Origin of the sequence: Coraliomargarita sinensis, assembly GCF_003185655.1 — a bacterium.
Classification (GTDB): domain Bacteria; phylum Verrucomicrobiota; class Verrucomicrobiia; order Opitutales; family Coraliomargaritaceae; genus Coraliomargarita_B; species Coraliomargarita_B sinensis.
In genome coordinates this window covers 30,888-49,568 of sequence record NZ_QHJQ01000002.1, presented here as the reverse complement: position 1 = coordinate 49,568, position 18,681 = coordinate 30,888, and the positions used below count along the sequence as shown (strand labels likewise).

15 protein-coding genes are annotated in these 18,681 nt (G+C 57.3%); 11 read left to right on the top strand and 4 right to left on the bottom strand.

The genetic code is table 11. The features are described 5' to 3' along the window. Positions 1–6 precede the first annotated feature (6 nt). Positions 7–390 carry a response regulator gene (locus DDZ13_RS02750; RefSeq protein ID WP_110129902.1) on the bottom strand — a complete coding sequence of 128 codons (384 nt, stop codon included), beginning with the start codon at positions 388–390 and terminating at the stop codon, positions 7–9. Positions 391–499: 109 nt separating this feature from the next. Between DDZ13_RS02750 and DDZ13_RS02745 the strand changes: the two genes are divergently transcribed. Next, entirely contained in the window at positions 500–2,026 is a 1,527-nt protein-coding gene (locus tag DDZ13_RS02745; RefSeq protein ID WP_110129901.1) for a sodium:solute symporter family transporter, read from the top strand. 9 nt (positions 2,027–2,035) lie between these two features. Here DDZ13_RS02745 and DDZ13_RS02740 read toward each other — a convergent pair whose 3' ends face one another. Both DDZ13_RS02740 and DDZ13_RS02735 read right to left on the bottom strand, forming a co-directional pair. Continuing rightward, positions 2,036–2,464 carry a hypothetical protein gene (locus DDZ13_RS02740; RefSeq protein WP_110129900.1) on the bottom strand — a complete coding sequence of 143 codons (429 nt, stop codon included), beginning with the start codon at positions 2,462–2,464 and terminating at the stop codon, positions 2,036–2,038. A 67-nt stretch (positions 2,465–2,531) separates the two neighbouring features. After that, positions 2,532–3,323: a TIGR00282 family metallophosphoesterase gene (locus DDZ13_RS02735; RefSeq protein WP_110129899.1), complete on the bottom strand. Its 792-nt coding sequence runs from the start codon at positions 3,321–3,323 to the stop codon at positions 2,532–2,534. 123 nt (positions 3,324–3,446) lie between these two features. Between DDZ13_RS02735 and DDZ13_RS02730 the strand changes: the two genes are divergently transcribed. From DDZ13_RS02730 to DDZ13_RS02690, 9 genes are all read left to right on the top strand, one after another. Further along, positions 3,447–4,388, top strand: a complete 942-nt coding sequence (locus tag DDZ13_RS02730) for a DUF6807 domain-containing protein (RefSeq protein WP_110129898.1) — start codon at positions 3,447–3,449, stop codon at positions 4,386–4,388. Positions 4,389–4,449: 61 nt separating this feature from the next. Beyond that, positions 4,450–5,850: a sulfatase family protein gene (locus DDZ13_RS02725; RefSeq protein ID WP_110129897.1), complete on the top strand. Its 1,401-nt coding sequence runs from the start codon at positions 4,450–4,452 to the stop codon at positions 5,848–5,850. 9 nt (positions 5,851–5,859) lie between these two features. Beyond that, positions 5,860–7,314 carry an arylsulfatase gene (locus DDZ13_RS02720; RefSeq protein ID WP_110129896.1) on the top strand — a complete coding sequence of 485 codons (1,455 nt, stop codon included), beginning with the start codon at positions 5,860–5,862 and terminating at the stop codon, positions 7,312–7,314. A 3-nt stretch (positions 7,315–7,317) separates the two neighbouring features. Continuing rightward, on the top strand, positions 7,318–8,778 hold the full coding sequence (locus DDZ13_RS02715; protein ID WP_110129895.1) for a sulfatase: 1,461 nt from the start codon (positions 7,318–7,320) through the stop codon (positions 8,776–8,778). Between the two features lie 43 nt (positions 8,779–8,821). Continuing rightward, on the top strand, positions 8,822–10,210 hold the full coding sequence (locus tag DDZ13_RS02710; protein WP_158279756.1) for an alpha-L-fucosidase: 1,389 nt from the start codon (positions 8,822–8,824) through the stop codon (positions 10,208–10,210). A 190-nt stretch (positions 10,211–10,400) separates the two neighbouring features. Next, positions 10,401–11,972 carry an arylsulfatase gene (locus DDZ13_RS02705; protein WP_110129893.1) on the top strand — a complete coding sequence of 524 codons (1,572 nt, stop codon included), beginning with the start codon at positions 10,401–10,403 and terminating at the stop codon, positions 11,970–11,972. A 619-nt stretch (positions 11,973–12,591) separates the two neighbouring features. Then, positions 12,592–13,437: a PEP-CTERM sorting domain-containing protein gene (locus tag DDZ13_RS02700; RefSeq protein WP_110129892.1), complete on the top strand. Its 846-nt coding sequence runs from the start codon at positions 12,592–12,594 to the stop codon at positions 13,435–13,437. A 337-nt stretch (positions 13,438–13,774) separates the two neighbouring features. Then, on the top strand, positions 13,775–14,737 hold the full coding sequence (locus DDZ13_RS02695) for an alpha/beta hydrolase (RefSeq protein ID WP_110129891.1): 963 nt from the start codon (positions 13,775–13,777) through the stop codon (positions 14,735–14,737). Positions 14,738–14,846: 109 nt separating this feature from the next. Then, the gene (locus DDZ13_RS02690; protein WP_110129890.1) at positions 14,847–15,401 is read left to right on the top strand and encodes an REP-associated tyrosine transposase; all 555 of its coding nucleotides are present in this window, start codon (positions 14,847–14,849) and stop codon (positions 15,399–15,401) included. A 127-nt stretch (positions 15,402–15,528) separates the two neighbouring features. Here DDZ13_RS02690 and DDZ13_RS02685 read toward each other — a convergent pair whose 3' ends face one another. Continuing rightward, positions 15,529–16,413: a metallophosphoesterase family protein gene (locus DDZ13_RS02685; RefSeq protein WP_110130263.1), complete on the bottom strand. Its 885-nt coding sequence runs from the start codon at positions 16,411–16,413 to the stop codon at positions 15,529–15,531. 233 nt (positions 16,414–16,646) lie between these two features. Between DDZ13_RS02685 and DDZ13_RS02680 the strand changes: the two genes are divergently transcribed. After that, a complete protein-coding gene (locus tag DDZ13_RS02680; protein WP_158279755.1) occupies positions 16,647–18,482 on the top strand; it encodes a heparinase II/III domain-containing protein in 1,836 nt (611 codons plus the stop codon). Positions 18,483–18,681 lie beyond the last annotated feature (199 nt).

Here is an 18,681-nt window from a genome sequence, read left to right as displayed (position 1 = left end):
TAAAATTTAATCCTCCCAGATTTCATCGATGAGATTATTGATCACTTCAGCCACCTCGTCTTTTTTCATATCCTTGCGGATATAATGCGAAGCACCCAGTTCGACGCTGGTCTCGACTGCCTGCCTTGACGCGACCGATGTCGTCATGACCACCACGGCCTCCTCGTCGTAATCAATAATTTCTTTCAAGGCCTCCAGGCCTTCTTTCACCGGCATATTCACATCCATCAAAACAATGTCAGGCGAATGCTCTTTGTAAAAATCAATCCCCTCCTGACCGTTCACAGCTTCGTGAAAAACAGTAAAACCAATCTGCTTGAGGATTAATTTGAGGTAAGTGCGCAAATGCGCTTCATCATCAACAATTAGTGCAGTCTCCGGCCTAGCCATAGCTCATATATTTTCAGTTTGCATCCCCGCGTGTCGAGAAGAATAAAAGCAGTTTTCCCGCAACCTCGCATGCGCAGCAAGGCTGCGTCCTTTTGAATTTGTTATTACTGTGTTTGCCAACCTGAGCTTGTTTGACGGCTGTATTGTCCTGCTCTACATGGGTGCCGTCCTGGCAATCGGCGTCTATCACTCGAAAAGCAACCGCAACGTCAGGGAATTCATCAGCGCGAACCGGACCATGCCATGGCTGGCCGTACTCGGCTCGATCGTGGCAACTGAGGTCAGTGCCGCCACCTTTCTGGCCACACCGGGTGTCGGCTATGCGGAGAACATGAACTATCTGCAGTTCGGTATCGGCTCGCTGCTGGCCCGGCTATTGATCGCCTTCGTTTTCGTCGGTGCGTTTTATGCCGTCAACAGCCTGACTATCTACGATTATCTTTCCAAGCGCTTCGGCGGCGGCACGCGCTATACCGCAACCGCTTTCTTTATCGTAACACGCCTCCTGGCCTCCGCGGTCCGACTCATGATCGCAGTGACCGGCATCAGCCTCATTCTGAACGCGCCATTCTGGATCTGCCTCTCGGTGTTTACCCTTGTCGCCATCATTTACTCGGGCAGCGGCGGGATCAAGGGCATCATCTGGACCGATGTCCTGCAGGCGATCATCTTTATTTCCTGCGGCATCGTATTGGTCGGCTACGTGGGCTACGCGATCGGCTGGGCGGAAATCTTTGAAATCGGGGCCGAGCACGGACGTTTTGAAGTCTTTCGTTTTCAACCGGAAAGTGCGGACAGCTGGGCCTGGTTGAACGAATCGAAATTTTTTTGGGTCGCCGTTATGTTCGGTTTTCTGAGCACGGCAGCCGCCTTCGGTACGGATCAGGACATGACACAGCGCATCCTGACTTGCCGCGATGTGAAGGCGGCCCGCCGCAGTGTAATCCTGAGCGGGTTTATCTCCATCCCGATCGCCGCGCTCTTTCTCTTCGTCGGCATCGCCCTGTTTGCCTACTATCAGGTATCTGGTGAGGCCACCCTGCCGAGCAGTGTGCTGGCTGATGGTAGCCGCGAAGTGATCGCCGACAAGGTGTTCCCCCACTTCATAGCAAGCGAGTTGCCCAACGGACTTCGCGGCCTCCTACTGGTGGGTGTTCTGGCCGCGGCCATGTCGAGCCTCGACTCGACCATGGGCGCACTGAGTTCCTCCGCCCTTGTGGACCTCTATCGGCCACTGCTGAACAAGGAGATCAGTGAACAACAGGGTCTGATTGTTTCAAGGGTTCTGGTCTGCACCTTCGGACTGATTCTCGCATCGATCGCTTATGCCCTCAAAGATGCCGAGGGGTTCCTTTGGCTCACATTTCAAATTGCCAGTGTCACTTATGGAGCACTACTCGGCGTGTTCCTCCTAGGCACGCTAACCAAGCGGGGGTCGGACCGCGGTAACTGGATCGCCATGCTCACTGCCGCGGCCATTTGCGTCACCCTGCTCACGCTGATCAAACTGGAATATCTACAACTCGGTTGGTCCTGGCTCATCCTGATCGGCACAACCTGGACCTTCGGGATCGGGGCGCTCTGGCATGAAAAAGCCCCGGGCTCGAAAGCGCCGGGGCAGGAGAGTGTCAGTTAATTAACCCGATTATTTGCAGCACTTCCCGCCTGAACCACAGCAGGACTTGCCTTCTTTTTCGCCGGAAGACTTCTTGGCGCATTTTTTATCGGAATCGCAGGACTTTTTGTCCTTGGAGCATTTCTTGTCCCCACCGCATTTGCCGCAGCAGGATTTACCTTCTTTGTCGCAGGACTTTTTATCCTTAGCGCATTGCTTATCGCCACCGCATTTACCGCAGCAGGACTTGCCTTCTTTACAGCAAGACTTCTTGGCGTCGCAGGATTTACCCTTCTTGTCGCAGCTTTTCTTTTCTTTGCAGCACTTCCCGTCTTCACCGCAGCAGGACTTTTCAGCCTTGGCTTTATCATGGCTGTGGTCGGAACCACAGGCACCACAGTGCGCGTAGGCTGCCACTGCGGTCAGGAGGAAACAGAATGGAAGTAGTATTTTTTTCATAGGTAGTTTTTGGTTATCTCTTTGTGAACGATTTGATTCGTTGTGATAGAGTCTTTGCAATAAGGACTTATTCCAGGGTTTTAGCAACAAAGATACGCTGCCAATCGAGCGCGCATCCGTCCTCCGCAGCCACTTCAATCAGACAGCCGTTGATCCAGACATCATTGTCCGCCACAGGAAAGCGTCGCTTCATCCCGTCGAGGAAAGTGGCAATCACTTCTTTTTTATCGCGCCCAAGCACGGAATCGTGCGGACCACACATGCCTGCATCGCTCTGATAGGCCGTGCCACCGGGCAGGACCCGCCCATCGGCCGTCGCGACATGGGTATGGGTGCCAATAACCGCGCAGGCCCGACCTTCGAGATGCCAACCGAGCGCGATTTTTTCAGATGTCGCTTCCATATGGGCCTCGACAAAAAATGCATCACATTCTCCCGCCAGCTCCTTCAGTTTCTGGTCGGTCGCCTGAAAGGGGCAGCTCGCCTTGAGCGCGAGATAATTCCGGCCGAGCACGGTAAAAATCCCGAGCCGAAACCCGTCTTTTTCCACAATCAAATGCCGGCGACCGGGATTGTTGTCGGGGAGATTACTGGGGCGACACACCGCTTCGAGTTCGTTGATCTCATTCTCGAAATTCTTCTGGTCCCAGACATGGTCGCCCAGTGTGATCGCATCGATTCCGGAGGCGATGAGCTGCTCCGCAATCTTTTTGGTAATACCGGCACCGCCAGCGGCGTTCTCCGCATTGGCGATCACAAAATCCGCGTTCAACTCCTCGCGAAGGTCGGCGATACGCTCCATCACAAAGTTGCGGCCCGGTCGACCCACGATGTCACCTAGGAATAAAATTTTTGGCATGAGTGATATTTAAGACCTTTATTTCAGTCCGCCGCAAGTTACTTACAGCCCCGACAAAAGGAAATGAAAGAAACCTGAACATTTGTAGGTTGCGACGGGTCTTCATTCTAACAACTTGGCACTATGCGTTATTTAAGCTCTTTTTCGCTATTCTTCCTTTCCTGTCACTGCTTCGGGGCAAATCAGGCCTCCGTACCAGTCGAAGGCAAAGATCTGATCACTTATCAAGCCGCACCTTTGGCGAATCCTGCAGGAGGTGAGTCGTTCAAAGGAAGCAACTTCATTCATCCCCTTAAGACCCCCTCAGGGTTCACGGTCACAGACAGCCAACCCAAAGACCACCTCCATCACTTCGGTCTCTGGTGGCCCTGGAAATTCATCGAACACGGAGAGCGTAAGATCCTCTGCTGGGAGCTCCAGCAGGGAGAAGGAGTGGTTGAGGCCCGGAACCATATTTCGACGCCTGACGCCCTGATCTCCGAAAGCGTCTATATCGACCGTAAGGCACCCGGCGGCCCCCAGGTCAGGCTCAAAGAGATCACCGAAATCAGTGCGTCGGACATTGTGGATGCTCCGGCACGGGGCTACCATCTTGATCTTAAAATCAGCCACCAGGTTGTGGGGGAGGATCCGATTACGATCACCAAGTACCGCTACAGCGGTCTCGGGCTCCGGGGCACGGCGCTCTGGAACATTGAGAACAGTACTATTTTATCCAGCGAAGGCGCGAGCCGCGAAAACGCGAACGGAAAGTCCGCCCGCTGGATACGCGTGGAAGGCGCTAATGGTGAAGGCGGCACGGCCGGCGTCCTGCTGATGGGGGATCCCAGCAATCACAACCATCCGGAAAGACTGCGCACCTGGAACAAGCACTACAATGGGGCGATTTTTGTGAACTTCAATCCGGTGATGGGTGAGTCCTGGACCTTCGAACCGGGTGAAACCTACACGCGTAATTATCGTCTCTTTATCTACGACGGCACGCTCTCCACTGAAGCCGCCGAACAACTCTGGCAAACTTACGCCGCCACCGGTTCTTGCTGTAAGTCGGCCTCACTGAAGTAATCATACCGTCCACCATCTCTTTACAGGCTCTCGTCTTGTTTAGATCCAACCACCCTCATGTATGATTCGCTTCATCGCATCTATCGTATTACTCTCATTGGCATCCAGCCTACAAGCGACGACCGATAAGCCGAACTTCATTATTATCTTCACCGACGACCAGGGCTACAATGACCTTGGTTGCTTTGGTTCGGAGACAATCAAGACACCTCATCTCGATCAGATGGCCCGCGAGGGGCGAAGGCTCACCTCCTTCTACGTCGCCAGTTCGGTCTGCACACCGTCGCGCGCTGCTCTACTTACGGGGTGCTACCCCAAGCGTATCGGTATGGCAAAAGGCGTTGTTTTCCCCGGCAACAACCATGGTCTGCACACCGACGAGGTCACGATTGCCGACATGCTTAAGAGTGCCGGCTACGCCACCGCCTGCATCGGCAAGTGGCATCTGGGCCACCGCGAGCCCTTCCTCCCGACCAGCCAGGGTTTTGACACCTACTACGGGATCCCCTACTCCAACGACATGAACCATCCCGACAATTCGGGGAGAAAGGGCATCCCGCGCCGCAACAAGAGCTGGCTCAATCAGGAAGAAGCCTGGCGGGCATGGAAGACCCCGCTCATGCAGGACGAGGAAATTATCGAGCTGCCGGTCAACCAGCGTACCATCACCCGCCGCTACACAGATAAGGCGATCGAGTTCATCACAGCCAACCAAGAGAAGCCTTTTTTTCTCTATCTCCCCCACAGCATGCCCCATGTGCCCCTCTTTGTGCCCGAGGACGCCTACGACCCGGACCCGCAGAATGCCTACAAGGCGGTCATCGAGCACATCGATGCGGAAACTGGCCGACTACTCGATACCGTGCGTGAACTCGGCCTGAGCGAGAACACATACATCATTTTCACTAGCGACAACGGTCCTTGGAGCGGGACATGGGGCAACTACAAGAGCCACGCTGGCAGCGCAGACCCGCTCCGCGACGGCAAAGGCACGACCTACGAGGGCGGCCAACGCGTGCCAACCATTATGTGGGGGCCCGGTCGCATTCCTGCGGGAACCGAAACCAATGAGATTGCCGGCACCATCGATCTGCTGCCCAGCATCGCCAGCATTGCGGACCTGCCGCTCAATACCCGCGGACCCATCGACGGCATGGACATTAGTGGGCTGATTCACGGAGACGACCAATCCCCCCGTAATGAGTTCCTCTTTTACAGCAGGGGCGGCAAGCTGGATGCCATTCGCCAGGGCAACTGGAAACTGCGTATGACGACGCAAAGGAAGAAGAATCCGGATAAGACTCCCAGCGTCGAACTCTACAATCTTGCCGAAGACATGGGGGAGTCTGAAAACCTCGCGGAGCAATTCCCGAAACGGGTGGATTCGATGCGCCAGCAAATGAAAGCCCTGGATGATGAAATCACTCAAAACATTCGCCCCAGAGGAAATTATAATCCCTAGAATGATCCTATGAAATTAGCATACACGCTCTTACTGGTTCTCGCCTCAGTTGCCTCGGCGGCGGAGAAACCCAACTTCATCTTCATCCTCTCCGATGATATCGCTCAGGGCGATATGGGCGTCTATGGCCAAGAACTGATTCAGACGCCTACCCTCGACCGCCTTGCCAACGAGGGCACTCTCTTCAATCAGGCCTACACCGGCACCTCTGTCTGCGCTCCATGCCGCTCGGTCTTCTATACTGGCCTGCATTCGGGCAACAGCCCGGTGCGCGGGAACTTCGAATGGGTTCCCGAAGGTCAATATCCCATTGACGCAGAGATCGTGACCGTCGGTGAGATTGCCCGGAACGCCGGCTACCACACCGCCACATTCGGCAAGTGGGGCATGGGCTTTTTCGACACCGAGGGCGCTCCGCAGAAGCAGGGCATGGACTATTTCTTTGGCTACAACTGCCAGCGCCACGCGCATTCCTACTTCCCTACCTACCTCTACAGCAACGATCAGCCCATCGCCCTGCCGGGGAACAACGGGCGTGATGTCGGCGAGACCTACGCGCAGGAGCTCATCCAGCGCGATATGATCCGCTGGCTCAAGAAAAACGGGAAGGATCCCTTCTTCCTATTCTACGCCATTACCCTGCCGCACGGCCGTTTTGAAATCGATGACTACGGGATCTACGCCGACAGGCCGTGGAGCGACAAACAGAAGGCCTACGCCGCCATGGTCACCCGCATCGATTCGGATGTAAAAGAACTGGTCGACACCCTTAAGGCACTGGGCGTGGAGAAAAACACGCTGATTGTTTTTGGTGGCGACAATGGATCCTCATTCGACCCCAAAAGTGATATTGGTAAACTCTTTAATCAGACCATGGACGGCAAGCTGCGCGGCTACAAGCGGGGCATGTATGAGGGCGCGCTGCGCCAGGCCTCCTTCGCCTGGTGGCCCGGCACCGTCCCCGCCGGACGTGTGACCGACGAGCCCTGGGCTTACTGGGACCTCATGCCCACTTTTGTCGAGATGACCGGCGTCGAACCACCCGAGGGCTACGAAACTGATGGCTTCTCACTGCTCTTTTTTCTCAAAGGTGGCGAGGCACCGGAACGCGACTACTTCTACTGGGAACTGCATGAGGGTAGGCCCGCAGGTGCGGTACGCGCCGCCCGTTGGGACGACTGGAAAACGGTGATGCCAAAGCCCATGGGTGAAATCGAGATCTACGATCTGGCCAAGGACGCCGCCGAGACCAACAACCTCGCCGACCAACGACCCGACCTGGTCAAAAAGGCTAAGGCGATTTTCGCAGACGCACACACACCGCATCCCGTCTGGCCACTGGACCGGACCAGTCACCTCAAGAAAGAAGCCAGTTCCAAGGCCTGGCCCATCAAACGCAAGCGCGACAGGGAGGGCTATGTCCCCGAGGGCGCGATCCCCCTTGCGGAGTATTTAAATCATTAAGCAATGCATCGTATCCGGCACGTCCTCCTTGCTCTGCTCTTTGGCCAAACGGCTTTGTTGGCCGCACCGGCGAAAAACGTCATCCTCATCGGTATCGACGATCTGAACGATTGGGTCGGCTGCCTTGATGGACACCCGCAGGTGCAGACGCCGAACATCGACCGCTTGGCAGCCGAAGGCACGCTTTTCAGCAATGCGCACTGCCAGGCGCCGGTGTGCAATCCCTCCAGGACTTCATTGGTCACCGGACTGCGCCCGACCACCACCGGGGTCTACGGCTTGTCCCCTTGGTTTCGCTCCGTCGACGAGCTGAAAGATCTGACCTCGCTGCCCCAGGCCTTCCGGAAGAACGGCTACCGCACCGCCCTGACCGGCAAGATCTTCCACACCTACCCACCAAACAGAAAAGACCGGGCGGCGGAGTTTGAACAATACGGCCCCCCCTGCAATTTCGGACCGATTCCTGAGAAAAAATTCGTCAAGGAACTCCCGCACAAACTGGTCGACTGGGGCGTCTTCCCGGAAAAAGACGAGCAACAGAACGATTACGAAATCGCCAGCTGGGCGGTGGACTTCATTCAGCAGGCCGAAAGCGACGAGAAGCCCTTCTTCCTCGGAGTCGGATTCGGGCGCCCACACGTCCCTCTTTTCGCTTCCCGGGAATGGTTCGACCTGTACCCGGAAGAAACCCTGAAGATGCCACCGGTCTTATTCAATGACCGCGACGATGTTCCCGAGTTTGCCTGGTACCTGAACTGGCGCTTGCCCGAGCCACGCCTGAAATGGGTGCAGGAAAACCATCAATGGCTGCCGTTGGTGCGCGCTTATCTGGCATCTGTTTCCTTTGTCGATTCGCAGGTCGGCCGCGTATTGGATGCACTCGAAAATTCCCCACATGCGGACAATACCATCGTGGTGCTCTTCTCCGACCACGGTTGGCATCTGGGTGAAAAGGGAATTACCGGGAAGAATACGCTTTGGGAGCGGTCGACCCGTGTTCCGCTCATTATTGCGGGGCCCGACTTGCCGAAGTCCCAGGATGTCGAACAGCCCGCCGAACTGCTCGACATCTACCCGACTCTCTTGGAGCTTTGCGGGATTGAAGCAGTTTCCTCTTTGGAAGGCCTGTCGCTGAAACCGCAACTCGACCGCCCGGATACCCCCCGTCGCCCGGCCATTACAACCCACAACATCGGCAATCACAGTGTGCGCTCGAAAGACTGGCGCTACATCCGTTACGCCGATGGGTCCGAGGAACTCTATAATCTTAAGGAAGACCCCAACGAATGGCACAATTTAGCCGCCCAAGCCGGACAGCAGGCGCGCATCGCCGAGCTCCGCCAATATCTCCCAAAAGATGAAGCCAAGCATGTCAAAGGCTCCGGGGGTCGCGTCCTGTGGAAGGAAGACGGAATCTGGTACTGGGAACGAAAAGACATTCGCACCATTGAAAAGAGCTTTTAATCAAAGGGCTTATCCCATATCCCGCTTAAAGCATACATCATATATGAAGCAAACCATCCTATTCTTACTCTTACTCATGGTGCTTTCCGGCTGTAAAACCACCCGATCCTACATGAGCCAGCCCGAGTCCGAGCTCAGCCCGGAGCAAATTGAAATGGCACGGCAGGAGCGCATCGGCTGGTTCAAGGAGGCCCGCTACGGCCTATTCATCCACTGGGGCCTCTACGCGATCCCGGGGGGCACTTGGGGCGACACGGTTCGCAAGCGCGGCTACTCCGAGTGGATCATGTTCAGCGAAAAAATCCCGCGCGAGGAATACGCGCAGCTCGCCGAGCGGTTCAACCCTGTGGACTTTGACGCCGAGGAGTGGGTCGACATCGCGAAGCGCGCCGGCATGCGCTATGTCGTCATCACCGCCAAGCACCACGACGGCTTTGCCATGTTCGACTCTGCGGTGACCGACTACGACATCGTGGATGCGACCCCCTTCAAACGCGACGTTATCAAGGAACTGGAGGAAGCCTGCCACCGGGCCGGCCTCCAATTCGGCGTCTACTACTCGGTGGACCGCGACTGGTACCGCCCCACCGGCCAGGGCAGCGAACGCTACAAGAAACAGACAAACCTCTGGGACTTCCCCGACTCAACCCAGGCCGACTTCGACAAATACTTCGAGGAAATCGCCTACCCCCAGGTGAAGGAGCTCATCACCCAATACGACATCGACCTGATCTGGTTCGACGCCATCGAGATGAAGAGTCCGGAACAGATCGAGCGGCTCGCCAACACCATCCGCAAGCACAGCCCGGAAACCCTGATCAACAGCCGCATCTGGAGCCCGGCCTTCCCGAAGGTCGTGCCTCCGCCCCACTGTGACTACATCTCTTCCGGCGATAACAAGATTCTCAAGAACTCGATCGACTTCGAGTGGGAGAACCCGGGCTCGATGAACACCAGCTACGGCTACAACCCCAACGACCACAACTGGGTCGAGCCGGGCGAGATCGTGGCACGACTGGCCGACATCGTCAGCAAGGGCGGCAACTACCTGCTCAACGTCGGGCCGACGCCCAAAGGCACGTTCGAGCAAACCGCGATCGACCGCCTGCTCGAAGCCGGCAAGTGGATGGATGTCAATGAAGAAGCCATCCGCGACGCCTCGCCCTGGTTGCAATACAGCGAAGGCGAAAGTATTTACTACACCGCCAAGGACGAATACGTCTATGCCATCTGCACGGAATGGCCGGCGGATCAGCTCGTGCTCCAGGCATTCGATGCCGAAAACGCACCTAACGTCAGTGTCGAATCCGTCGAGCTACTGGGCTCGCAGGAGAAGATCGAATGGAAGCATAGCGAGGACGGGCTCAAGCTCTCCATTCCAAAGCAAGTGCCAAACGAACTCGGCCTGGTTTATCGAATCGAGGTCAAATAAGCTGCCGGCTTGTGGCGTGTCCGCTTGCCGGACGCCCTCTTGCGGGTTCAGAAGTCGATTGATTGTTAATACCGCTAAGCGCTCGACAAGCGAGCACGCCACAAGCCGGCTATCGGCTGCGCTCTTGACGGGCGTCGCTTTCAGAGAAGTCTGTTGCGCCTACCAAAAGATTCGGCCAGTTTAACTTCCGATGCAGAAATCCGCTATGAAGACTATCGCCGCCGCTTTTCTCTTCGCCTCTATTTTGCCGCTGCCCGGCGCGGAAAAGCCCAACATCCTGCTGATCCTCACCGACGATCTCGGCTATTCGGACCTCGGTTGCTACGGCTCCGAGATCGAGACCCCGGTGCTGGACCGCTTGGCGGAAAACGGCCTGCGCTTCAACAACTTCTACTCCACCGCCAAGTGCCACTCGTCGCGGGTCAGCCTGCTGACCGGACGCTACAGCCACCAGGCCGGAAACGAGCGCCTGGACCGGGCGGTCACCCTCCCCGAGCTGCTGCAGCCGGCCGGCTATTTCACAACCATGACCGGGAAGTGGCACCTGAAGAAAGAGCCGACGGACTTCGGCTTTCAGCGCTACTGGGGCCACCTCTCCGGGGCCACCCACTTTTTCAAGGGCGACGACACCTTCCGCCTGAACGGCGAGAAATGGGAGGTGCCGGAAAAGGATTTCTACACGACCGTGGCCAACGCCGACTGGGCCTTGAAGTTCATCGAGGAGGCCCGCGAACGGCAACAGCCCTGGCTTTGCTACATGGCCTTCAACGCGCCCCACGCGCCGCTCCACGCCTTGAAGGAGGATTATAAAAAATACGAAGGGCGCTACGCCAAGGGCTGGGATGCAGTCTACGCCGCACGAGTCGCGCGTCAGAAGGAAATGCAGTTGTTCGGCGGGGACTTCAAGGCCCCCGAACGCCCCGTCCACTTGCCCGCCTGGGAGAATCTGTCCCGTGACATCCGGGACTGGGAAGAGAAGCGCATGACCACCTACGCCGCCATGATCGACCGCGTCGACCAGGAAATCGGCCGGGTGGTGGCCGACCTCGAGGCCAACGGCGAACTCGACAACACGCTCATCCTCTTCTTCTCCGATAACGGGGCCTGCCCCTACGACCGGCACAATATCCGCCCGGATCTGATGCCCTGGGACCCGCGCACCCGCTGGACCGACAGCACCGGCTGGGCCTGGGCCCGCAACGCCCCCTTCCGCTTCTACAAGCAAAACCAATTCGAAGGCGGCGCTTCGACGCCTGCCATCATCCACTGGCCGGCCGGCCTCGCCACGGAACCGGGCACCGTCGACGATACGCCCGCCCACCTGATCGACGTGCTCCCCACCCTCGCCGAAATTGCCGGTGCCGAGATCCCCAAAAGCTGGCCCGGCCGCGAACTCACCCCGGTTTCCGGAATTTCCCTCAAACCGATTCTCGACGGGAAAGCGGTCGCCTCACGCCCGCCGATCCACCTGCTCTTCGATAAGGACCGCGGCCTGCGCGACGGCGACTGGAAGCTCGTCAGCTTCCGCTCCAAGGCCTGGGAACTCTATAACCTCGCGGAAGACCGCTGCGAGACCGAGAACCTCGCCGACAAGCATCCGGACAGGGTGACACAAATGGCCGCCGTATGGCACCGTATGGCGGAAAAAGTCGTTTTGGCGCCCGAGGCGAAACGCAAGCCGGTCGCCGACAAAGACCCGCCCCACCTGCATCCCCAGTGGTCGAAGTTTCTGGTGGACCCGGAAATGAAGGCCGACGAATAGTGTGAGGCGCGAATGCAGACGGAGCAGCTGGGACGCGCGCACCCCGGTTGAGCATCGTCCGTGTGGGGCTCGAGCTCGCTCGACGCCGCCTTGTGCGGGTGCTCTCGAAAAAAGACCGCACGGTCTCCGCCATGCGAGCTCATCTTATAGTTAAGAACAAGCTGACGACCCTTAAACAAAACAACTCCAGAGAATTCGCAGGGCCTAAGCTCGGTTATTTAGTCTGTTCGTGTGAATGCCTCTAACACCCATCGCATTTCCGCACGCCCGAGACTGACAACGCTCGAAGAAAAAGCGCGCGCCTTCGTTGACGAATGAGTTTTGAGGATAATAAAAACGGTCAACCACGAGATCAACGCCGTTCGCGTCCAAGGTCTGTAAACATTACAACTTGATTATATTGCCTGATAGAACAAATTTTTTATTAATCTACCAAACCCATCAGTTGTTCTTTTTACCTCCTCTCAAGAGCTTACCCACAAAAGGACAGGTCCGTATCTTTTTTTCTAATTGCCATCCTCAACATCTCATTTCCTAATGCTGGAAGATAAACGCTCCTCGGGTTAAAAAACCCGGAGTCGATTATATTCTATCTAACTCTACCATTACCAAGTAAATCATGAAAAAACACTACTTACTTACCATCGGCCTCGGTATTTTAACCAGCCCCCTTGCCGCAACGCTTTTGGTCGAAGAATCGTTTGAACAGACCCCTGTTGGAAATGATTTGGACACAACTTCAACCAACGGCATCGGCCTATCGGGAAGTTGGTCGAATTCTGGTGGAGATTATATTATGCAGAGCGGAAGCCTTGGATATGGCAGTTTGGCCACTTCAGGGAACTCCATTATTACCGATTCAACAACAGACTCGATAGCCCATAATACCATATCCGCCTCCTTGACAGGTAGCCCCGAAGTGTGGTTTAGCTTTACTTTCCAGACTGACTCGTTGAGCACAAACCCGAAATACCTATTTGCACTCGCCAACGATCGCATTGGTTCGATGTTCGGTAGTTCTATAAACAACTCTGGCACCGGTTTCGGCATTGATCTTAAGTCAGGAACTGCCGGGACCTACACCGGAGGCACTAACGGTAACGTCTTTGTTTCAGGGACTGACTCTGCTGACATTTCAGTCGATACTCCCATATTTATTGTAGGCAAAATCAGATGGGACGTTGACGTTGAAGGCACCGCCACAGATATTTTGGAATTGTACCAACCAAGCAGCTCTGATCTATCAACAGAAGGTGCCGTAGTTAGCACCGCATCAGGCACCTTCACTAATGCAGACTTGACTACCGTCTCACTTGGAAGCCGCCAAAATGCTGGTACGATCTTCGATGAGTTAAGGTTCGGTACAACTTATGCCGACGTAGCTCCCGTTCCTGAGCCTTCCGCCTTTGCACTCCTTTCCGGCTTCCTCGGCCTGACTTGGATCATGCTGCGTCGTCGCCGCTAGTTTCTGATCGAACAAAATTTCCCAAAGCCGTCCGGGTCTGCTACTCGGGCGGTTTTTTTGTGTCAATTCCCTGAACCTTCTGAGCTAGGGTCCTGGTACGGTCTTGGTACAGCCTTCTGCAAAAACGGATGGAGGCAGGCCGACCACGTCAGGCCATCATCCCGTCGGGCTTTTTCGCACGACCGGCGTAGCTAAGAGCGAAGAGTCGCAACAGCCAGCGAATGGGCAAGCGCTCCCACCAAGACTGCGCGGCCTCACCGAGCACGAAACCCTACCCCTTTTCGCAAACCCGCTCAATAGGCCTTGATTCGCGAAGGAGGAAACACAGGCTAAGTTTATGAAATTCATCTGCGGCGCACTCAGTCTTTTCCTCGTTTCTTGTCTTCTTGCCCACGCCGATTGGCAACCGCTCTGGCCGGACGGCGCGCCGGGCTCACCGCATCCGCCGGTGGTCGAGGAAAAAATCAAACCGGCCGGGGCGAAGGAATACCGGCCGAGGGAAGCCTTCAAAGACGCGGATGGGAAGCAGAGTCGCTTCACCGACACCAGCGAACCCGCCTATTGGTACTATCCGGCCGATCCGGACAAAGCCAACGGTGCGGCCGTGGTCATTTTTCCGGGCGGGGGCTACAGCATCCTGGCCATGGGCCACGAGGGGCATGACTATGCCGAGTGGCTGAACGCGCGCGGGATCGCCGCCGTGGTGGTGAAATACCGGGTCAGTTGGAAGGATGAAGCCGGCTTTCACTACCCGGCCCCCTACCTCGATGCGCGGCGGGCCATCCGCCTGACCCGTGAAAAAGCAAAAGAGTGGAATATCGACCCGGACAAGATCGGAGTGATGGGCTCCTCCGCCGGGGGGCATCTGGCCTCAATGTGTGTGACGCTTTTTGACGAGACCTTTGATCTCGAGGGCGCAGAGCAGAAGATCTCCTGCCGTCCGGACTTCGGTATTCTAGTGTATCCGGTCATCGGGATGGATCAGCCCTGGGGCCACGGCGGCTCGCGGCGGCGCCTGCTCGGTCCGGAGAATCCGGATGACCTGGCCGAAGAGCTGGCCACCTATCGCCGGGTGACGGAGAAGACCCCGCCCTGCTTCCTGATCCACGCGGCCGACGACAAGGCCGTACCGGTGCGCAACTCGCTGGCGTTTGCCAGCGCCTGTGCGGAAAACGGCGTTCCGGCCGTGCTGCAGGTGGTGTCCCGGGGCGGCCACGGCTTCGGGCTCTCCGGACGGGGCGATGCGTCCGACTGGCCGGAGCTGCTGGAGCGCTGGTTGGCGATGAAGCCCTGGGAGTAAAGGTGGCGTGTCCGCTTGTCGGACGCCCCTATCCATTTCTAAATCCGCTGCTATTTCTACTTCGCAACGGGCGCTCGACAAGCGAGCACGCCACGGATTGATTCGGTATATGCGTCGGAAGGACCATGTCGGCACGGATCGGCTGCGAAAAGCACGCCTCTCGATACCGAATGCACGGTATTTCCTCACAATCTGCACAAGAGAACGGACACCTGTTCTTGATACCACGAAAAGCGTTGAAGCCATTCGGACGACATTGAGGCGATCTCATTCGGAGAAAGACCTCACCTTGCACTGCGCCACCGTGATGCCTGACCACTGCCACCTACTATTCACGCTAGGAAATCGACTAACCCTTTCTCAAACGGCTTCGAAGATCAAACGGCAGGTCAGGGAAAAGCTGAAAGAAAGCAAACTCTGGCAAAGTAACTTCCATGAGCACCGGGTTCGACCTGAGCAGGAACTCGAACCTTTCGCGAAATATATTTTCCTCAACCCGTATCGAAAACAATTGCTCTCTTGTCGCCAGAACTGGCCAGGCTGGATTCGAAACAAAAACTACCGCCCCGAATTTACCAATCACCTTGTTCAGGGAGAGTTCCCACCCGCAGAATGGGTGGCGACTTCCATAAATTGTTCCCAATTAATCGAAGAGCTTGCCTAGCTTTCCGAGGAATTATCAATCTGTGGCGTGTCCGCTCGCCGGACGCCCCAAACCAATTCGACAGGCTCACAAAAGCTCGATACCACAACGGCGCCCGACAAGCGGGCACGCCACAAAGGAAGCTGCCCTACACCAATAAATTACGGTTCAGCTCACCGCCCTGCTCGGCGTTGACCTGGTAGGTGCCCATGCGGTGGTCCTCGTCGATCTCGACGATGCGGTAGCCTTTGGCCGCGCCCCAGCTGCCGCCGACATGGCTGTCGAAGAAATAACGCTGCTCGCCGGAGACCCACATCCCGGTCTTCAGGTGGTTGTGGCCATGAAAAACGCCACGCAGATTCGGGGTGGATTCGAGCAGGTCCATGACCGCCTCGGCTTTGTCCACCTGATCCTCGGCATAGACCCCGTGACGCGGCCAGCCCTGCACCCCGTGTTTGCGTTGCTGGATATGGATCAGGGCGAAGATGGCCGGGGCGTCACGATGCTGCTCAAATTGTTTCGCCAGCCATTGACGGTCGGCCGCCAGGTAGGTGCCGGCGTGATGCGGGGCCGAGGTATCGGCCATGACGAAGGTGTAACCGTTCACCGTGATGCAATGGTTGGACGGATAGCCCCAAATCGCCTCCCAGGATTCGGTGGGGGATCCGGGCTGCTCGTCGACAAAGTCGTGATTCCCTTTGATGCAGTAATAGGGCAGGTCGAGCTTGGAAAGATGCTTGTCGCGCAAATCGAGCAGGGCCTGGGAGGAATCATTGGTCAGGTCACCGTTGAGAAAGAGCAGATCGAGTCCCCTGCCCTGCTTTTCCAGGTTGATCCAGTCGACCAGGTCGTCCGTCATTTTCTCGTAGGGGGTGCCCTGCTGGCCGTAGTGCAGGTCCGAGGCGATGGCGAAGCGGAGCTTGAGCTTTCGGCCAACGGGCGCTTCCCCGGCCTGAACCCAGCGCGCGGCCAGTAGTCCGCTCGAGGTCAGGAGAGCCGAATCTTTGAGGAATTTCCGACGGGAGGAGCGCATGGCTCCAGATGCAAAAAGTTTGCGGGTTTGAGGCAATCTTTATTCGGAGTGGGCCTGCCGGCCGTCGAGATGAGGTGTCGCCCGTCGGGGTGTCACAAGCTGGCGCAAAGTGCCGCGCCCGTCACCCAGTTTACGCTGGAACCGATCGTGCCGGATTTCGTCTTGCAGGAAACAAAAGCAGCTATCGACTGACAGATAAGAAGGCCGTTTTTTTCGGCTTTGTAATCAACGGCATGAAACTTTTCAGACTGACTTCACGATTTCCCATTATTACGCTGACGCTCCTCCTTTGTGGATCGGGTCTGAGCGCTTATCCGGCGGAGGACCCCCTCAAGACATTAAAGCCCACGCACCCCCGCGTCCTGATCGAGGCCCATCATTGGCCGGCCCTGAAAGCCAAGGCGGAGACCGACCCCTTGCTCGCGCAATACATCGCCCAGTTGCTGGTGGAAGCCGACCAGCTTCTGGAGGCACCGCCACTGGAACGCCGCAAACAGGGACGACGCCTGCTCTCGGTCTCGCGCGAAGCTTTTCGGCGAATCTCAATCTGGGCCACGGCCCGCCACCTCGCCGACGAGCCGCGCTACGCCGAGCGGGCCGAAGCAGAAATGCGGCAGCTGATTCAGTTCAGTGACTGGAATCCCTCCCACTTTCTCGACGTGGCGGAGATGACCGCCGCTCTGGCTATCGGCTACGATTGGCTCTACAACGATCTGGATGCAGCGGCGCGGGAAACCATCCGCAAGGGCATCGTCCGCCTCGGCCTGACGCCGGCCGTGCAGGCCATCCGCAACGACGCCTGGTGGGCCAGCCGTGACATCAACTGGAACCAGGTTTGCCTCGGCGGCCTGACCATGGGGGCGCTCGCGGTCGCGGACGAATCGCCCGAGGTCGCCCGAAAAATATTGCGGGCGGCCCGCGAGGGCATCCCGAACGGCCTGAGTGTGTATGCCCCGGACGGCGTCTATCCGGAAGGTCCCGGCTATTGGGGCTACGGCACCGTGTATCAATGCCTGATGATCGATGCCGTGCGCTCCGGGCTGGGCACCAGTTGGGACATGGAAAAGACGCCCGGATTTCTGCCCAGCGGGCGGGCCCAGGTGCAATTGACCGGCCCCACCGGCCGCTTCTTCAACTTCAGCGACGGCCGGGAAGGCCCCAGCCTGCAGGCAGCCATGTTTTGGTTTGCCCGGGAGCTCGGGGAACCGGAACTGCTCTACCAGCAGCGCGGATTACTGCAAAGCCGCCTGAGCCGGGAAGGATCCCGGGGGCCCGGCATCCTCCCCCTCATCTGGTGGCCGGACAAAGCGACCGATGCCGCGCCCGCCTCACTTCCCCGTGCCTGGCTGGGCGAGGGGCATACCCCCGTCGCTGTCTTCCGAAGCTCGTGGTCCGATCCGGATGCCTTCTATCTTGCCTGCAAAGCGGGCAAAGGCAGTGAATCGCACGCGCATCTCGACGCCGGGTCCTTTGTGCTGGAGGCCGATGGTGTGCGCTGGGCGGTGGATCTCGGGCACCAAGGCTATCATGATCTGGAAAGCAAGGGCATCCAACTCTGGGACAACAGCCAGAACGGCAATCGCTGGGATGTTTTCCGGCTGAACAACCGGAGCCACAACACACTGACCATCAACGATCAATTACACCGGGTGGACGGTCGGGCCAGGTTTACCTATATCGACGAGAGCACCGCGAAAATCGACCTTTCCCCCGTTTTTAAGGGTCAGGCGGAGAAAGTCTGGCGACATTTCGAAATCACCGGTCACAACATGACACTCACGGATAATCTCCAGGGTCTGGAGCCCGGGGCAAAGGTGCGGTGGACCATGGCAACTCGGGCCGATGTCGCGATCGACGGAGCGCAGGCCACCCTGCGGCAGGACGGCAAGCGCATGCAGGTGACCCTGGATTCGCAGAGCGACGGACGGCTCAAGGTGATCCCCGCAGATCCGCCGGACGACGGCTTTAATGCCGCCAATCCGGGCACGTCGCTGCTGATCGTCGACGCACTCGCGCCGGACTCGGGCGCCGTGACGATTGAGGTGCAATTTAAACCGAATGACCTTTGATCGGTAGCGGACGTGGCGTGTCCGCTTGTCGGACGCCCCACCCCTGCTCGACATCCTCCACCACTTCTACTTCGAGAGAGCGCTCGACAAGCGAGCACACCACAACCACTCCAGTATGGCGTATCCGCTGACCCACTGCCCACCGACAACTGCCTCCTCTTTCCTTTTCCCTCTTTCCCCGAAAAACCTCTGACTTTCC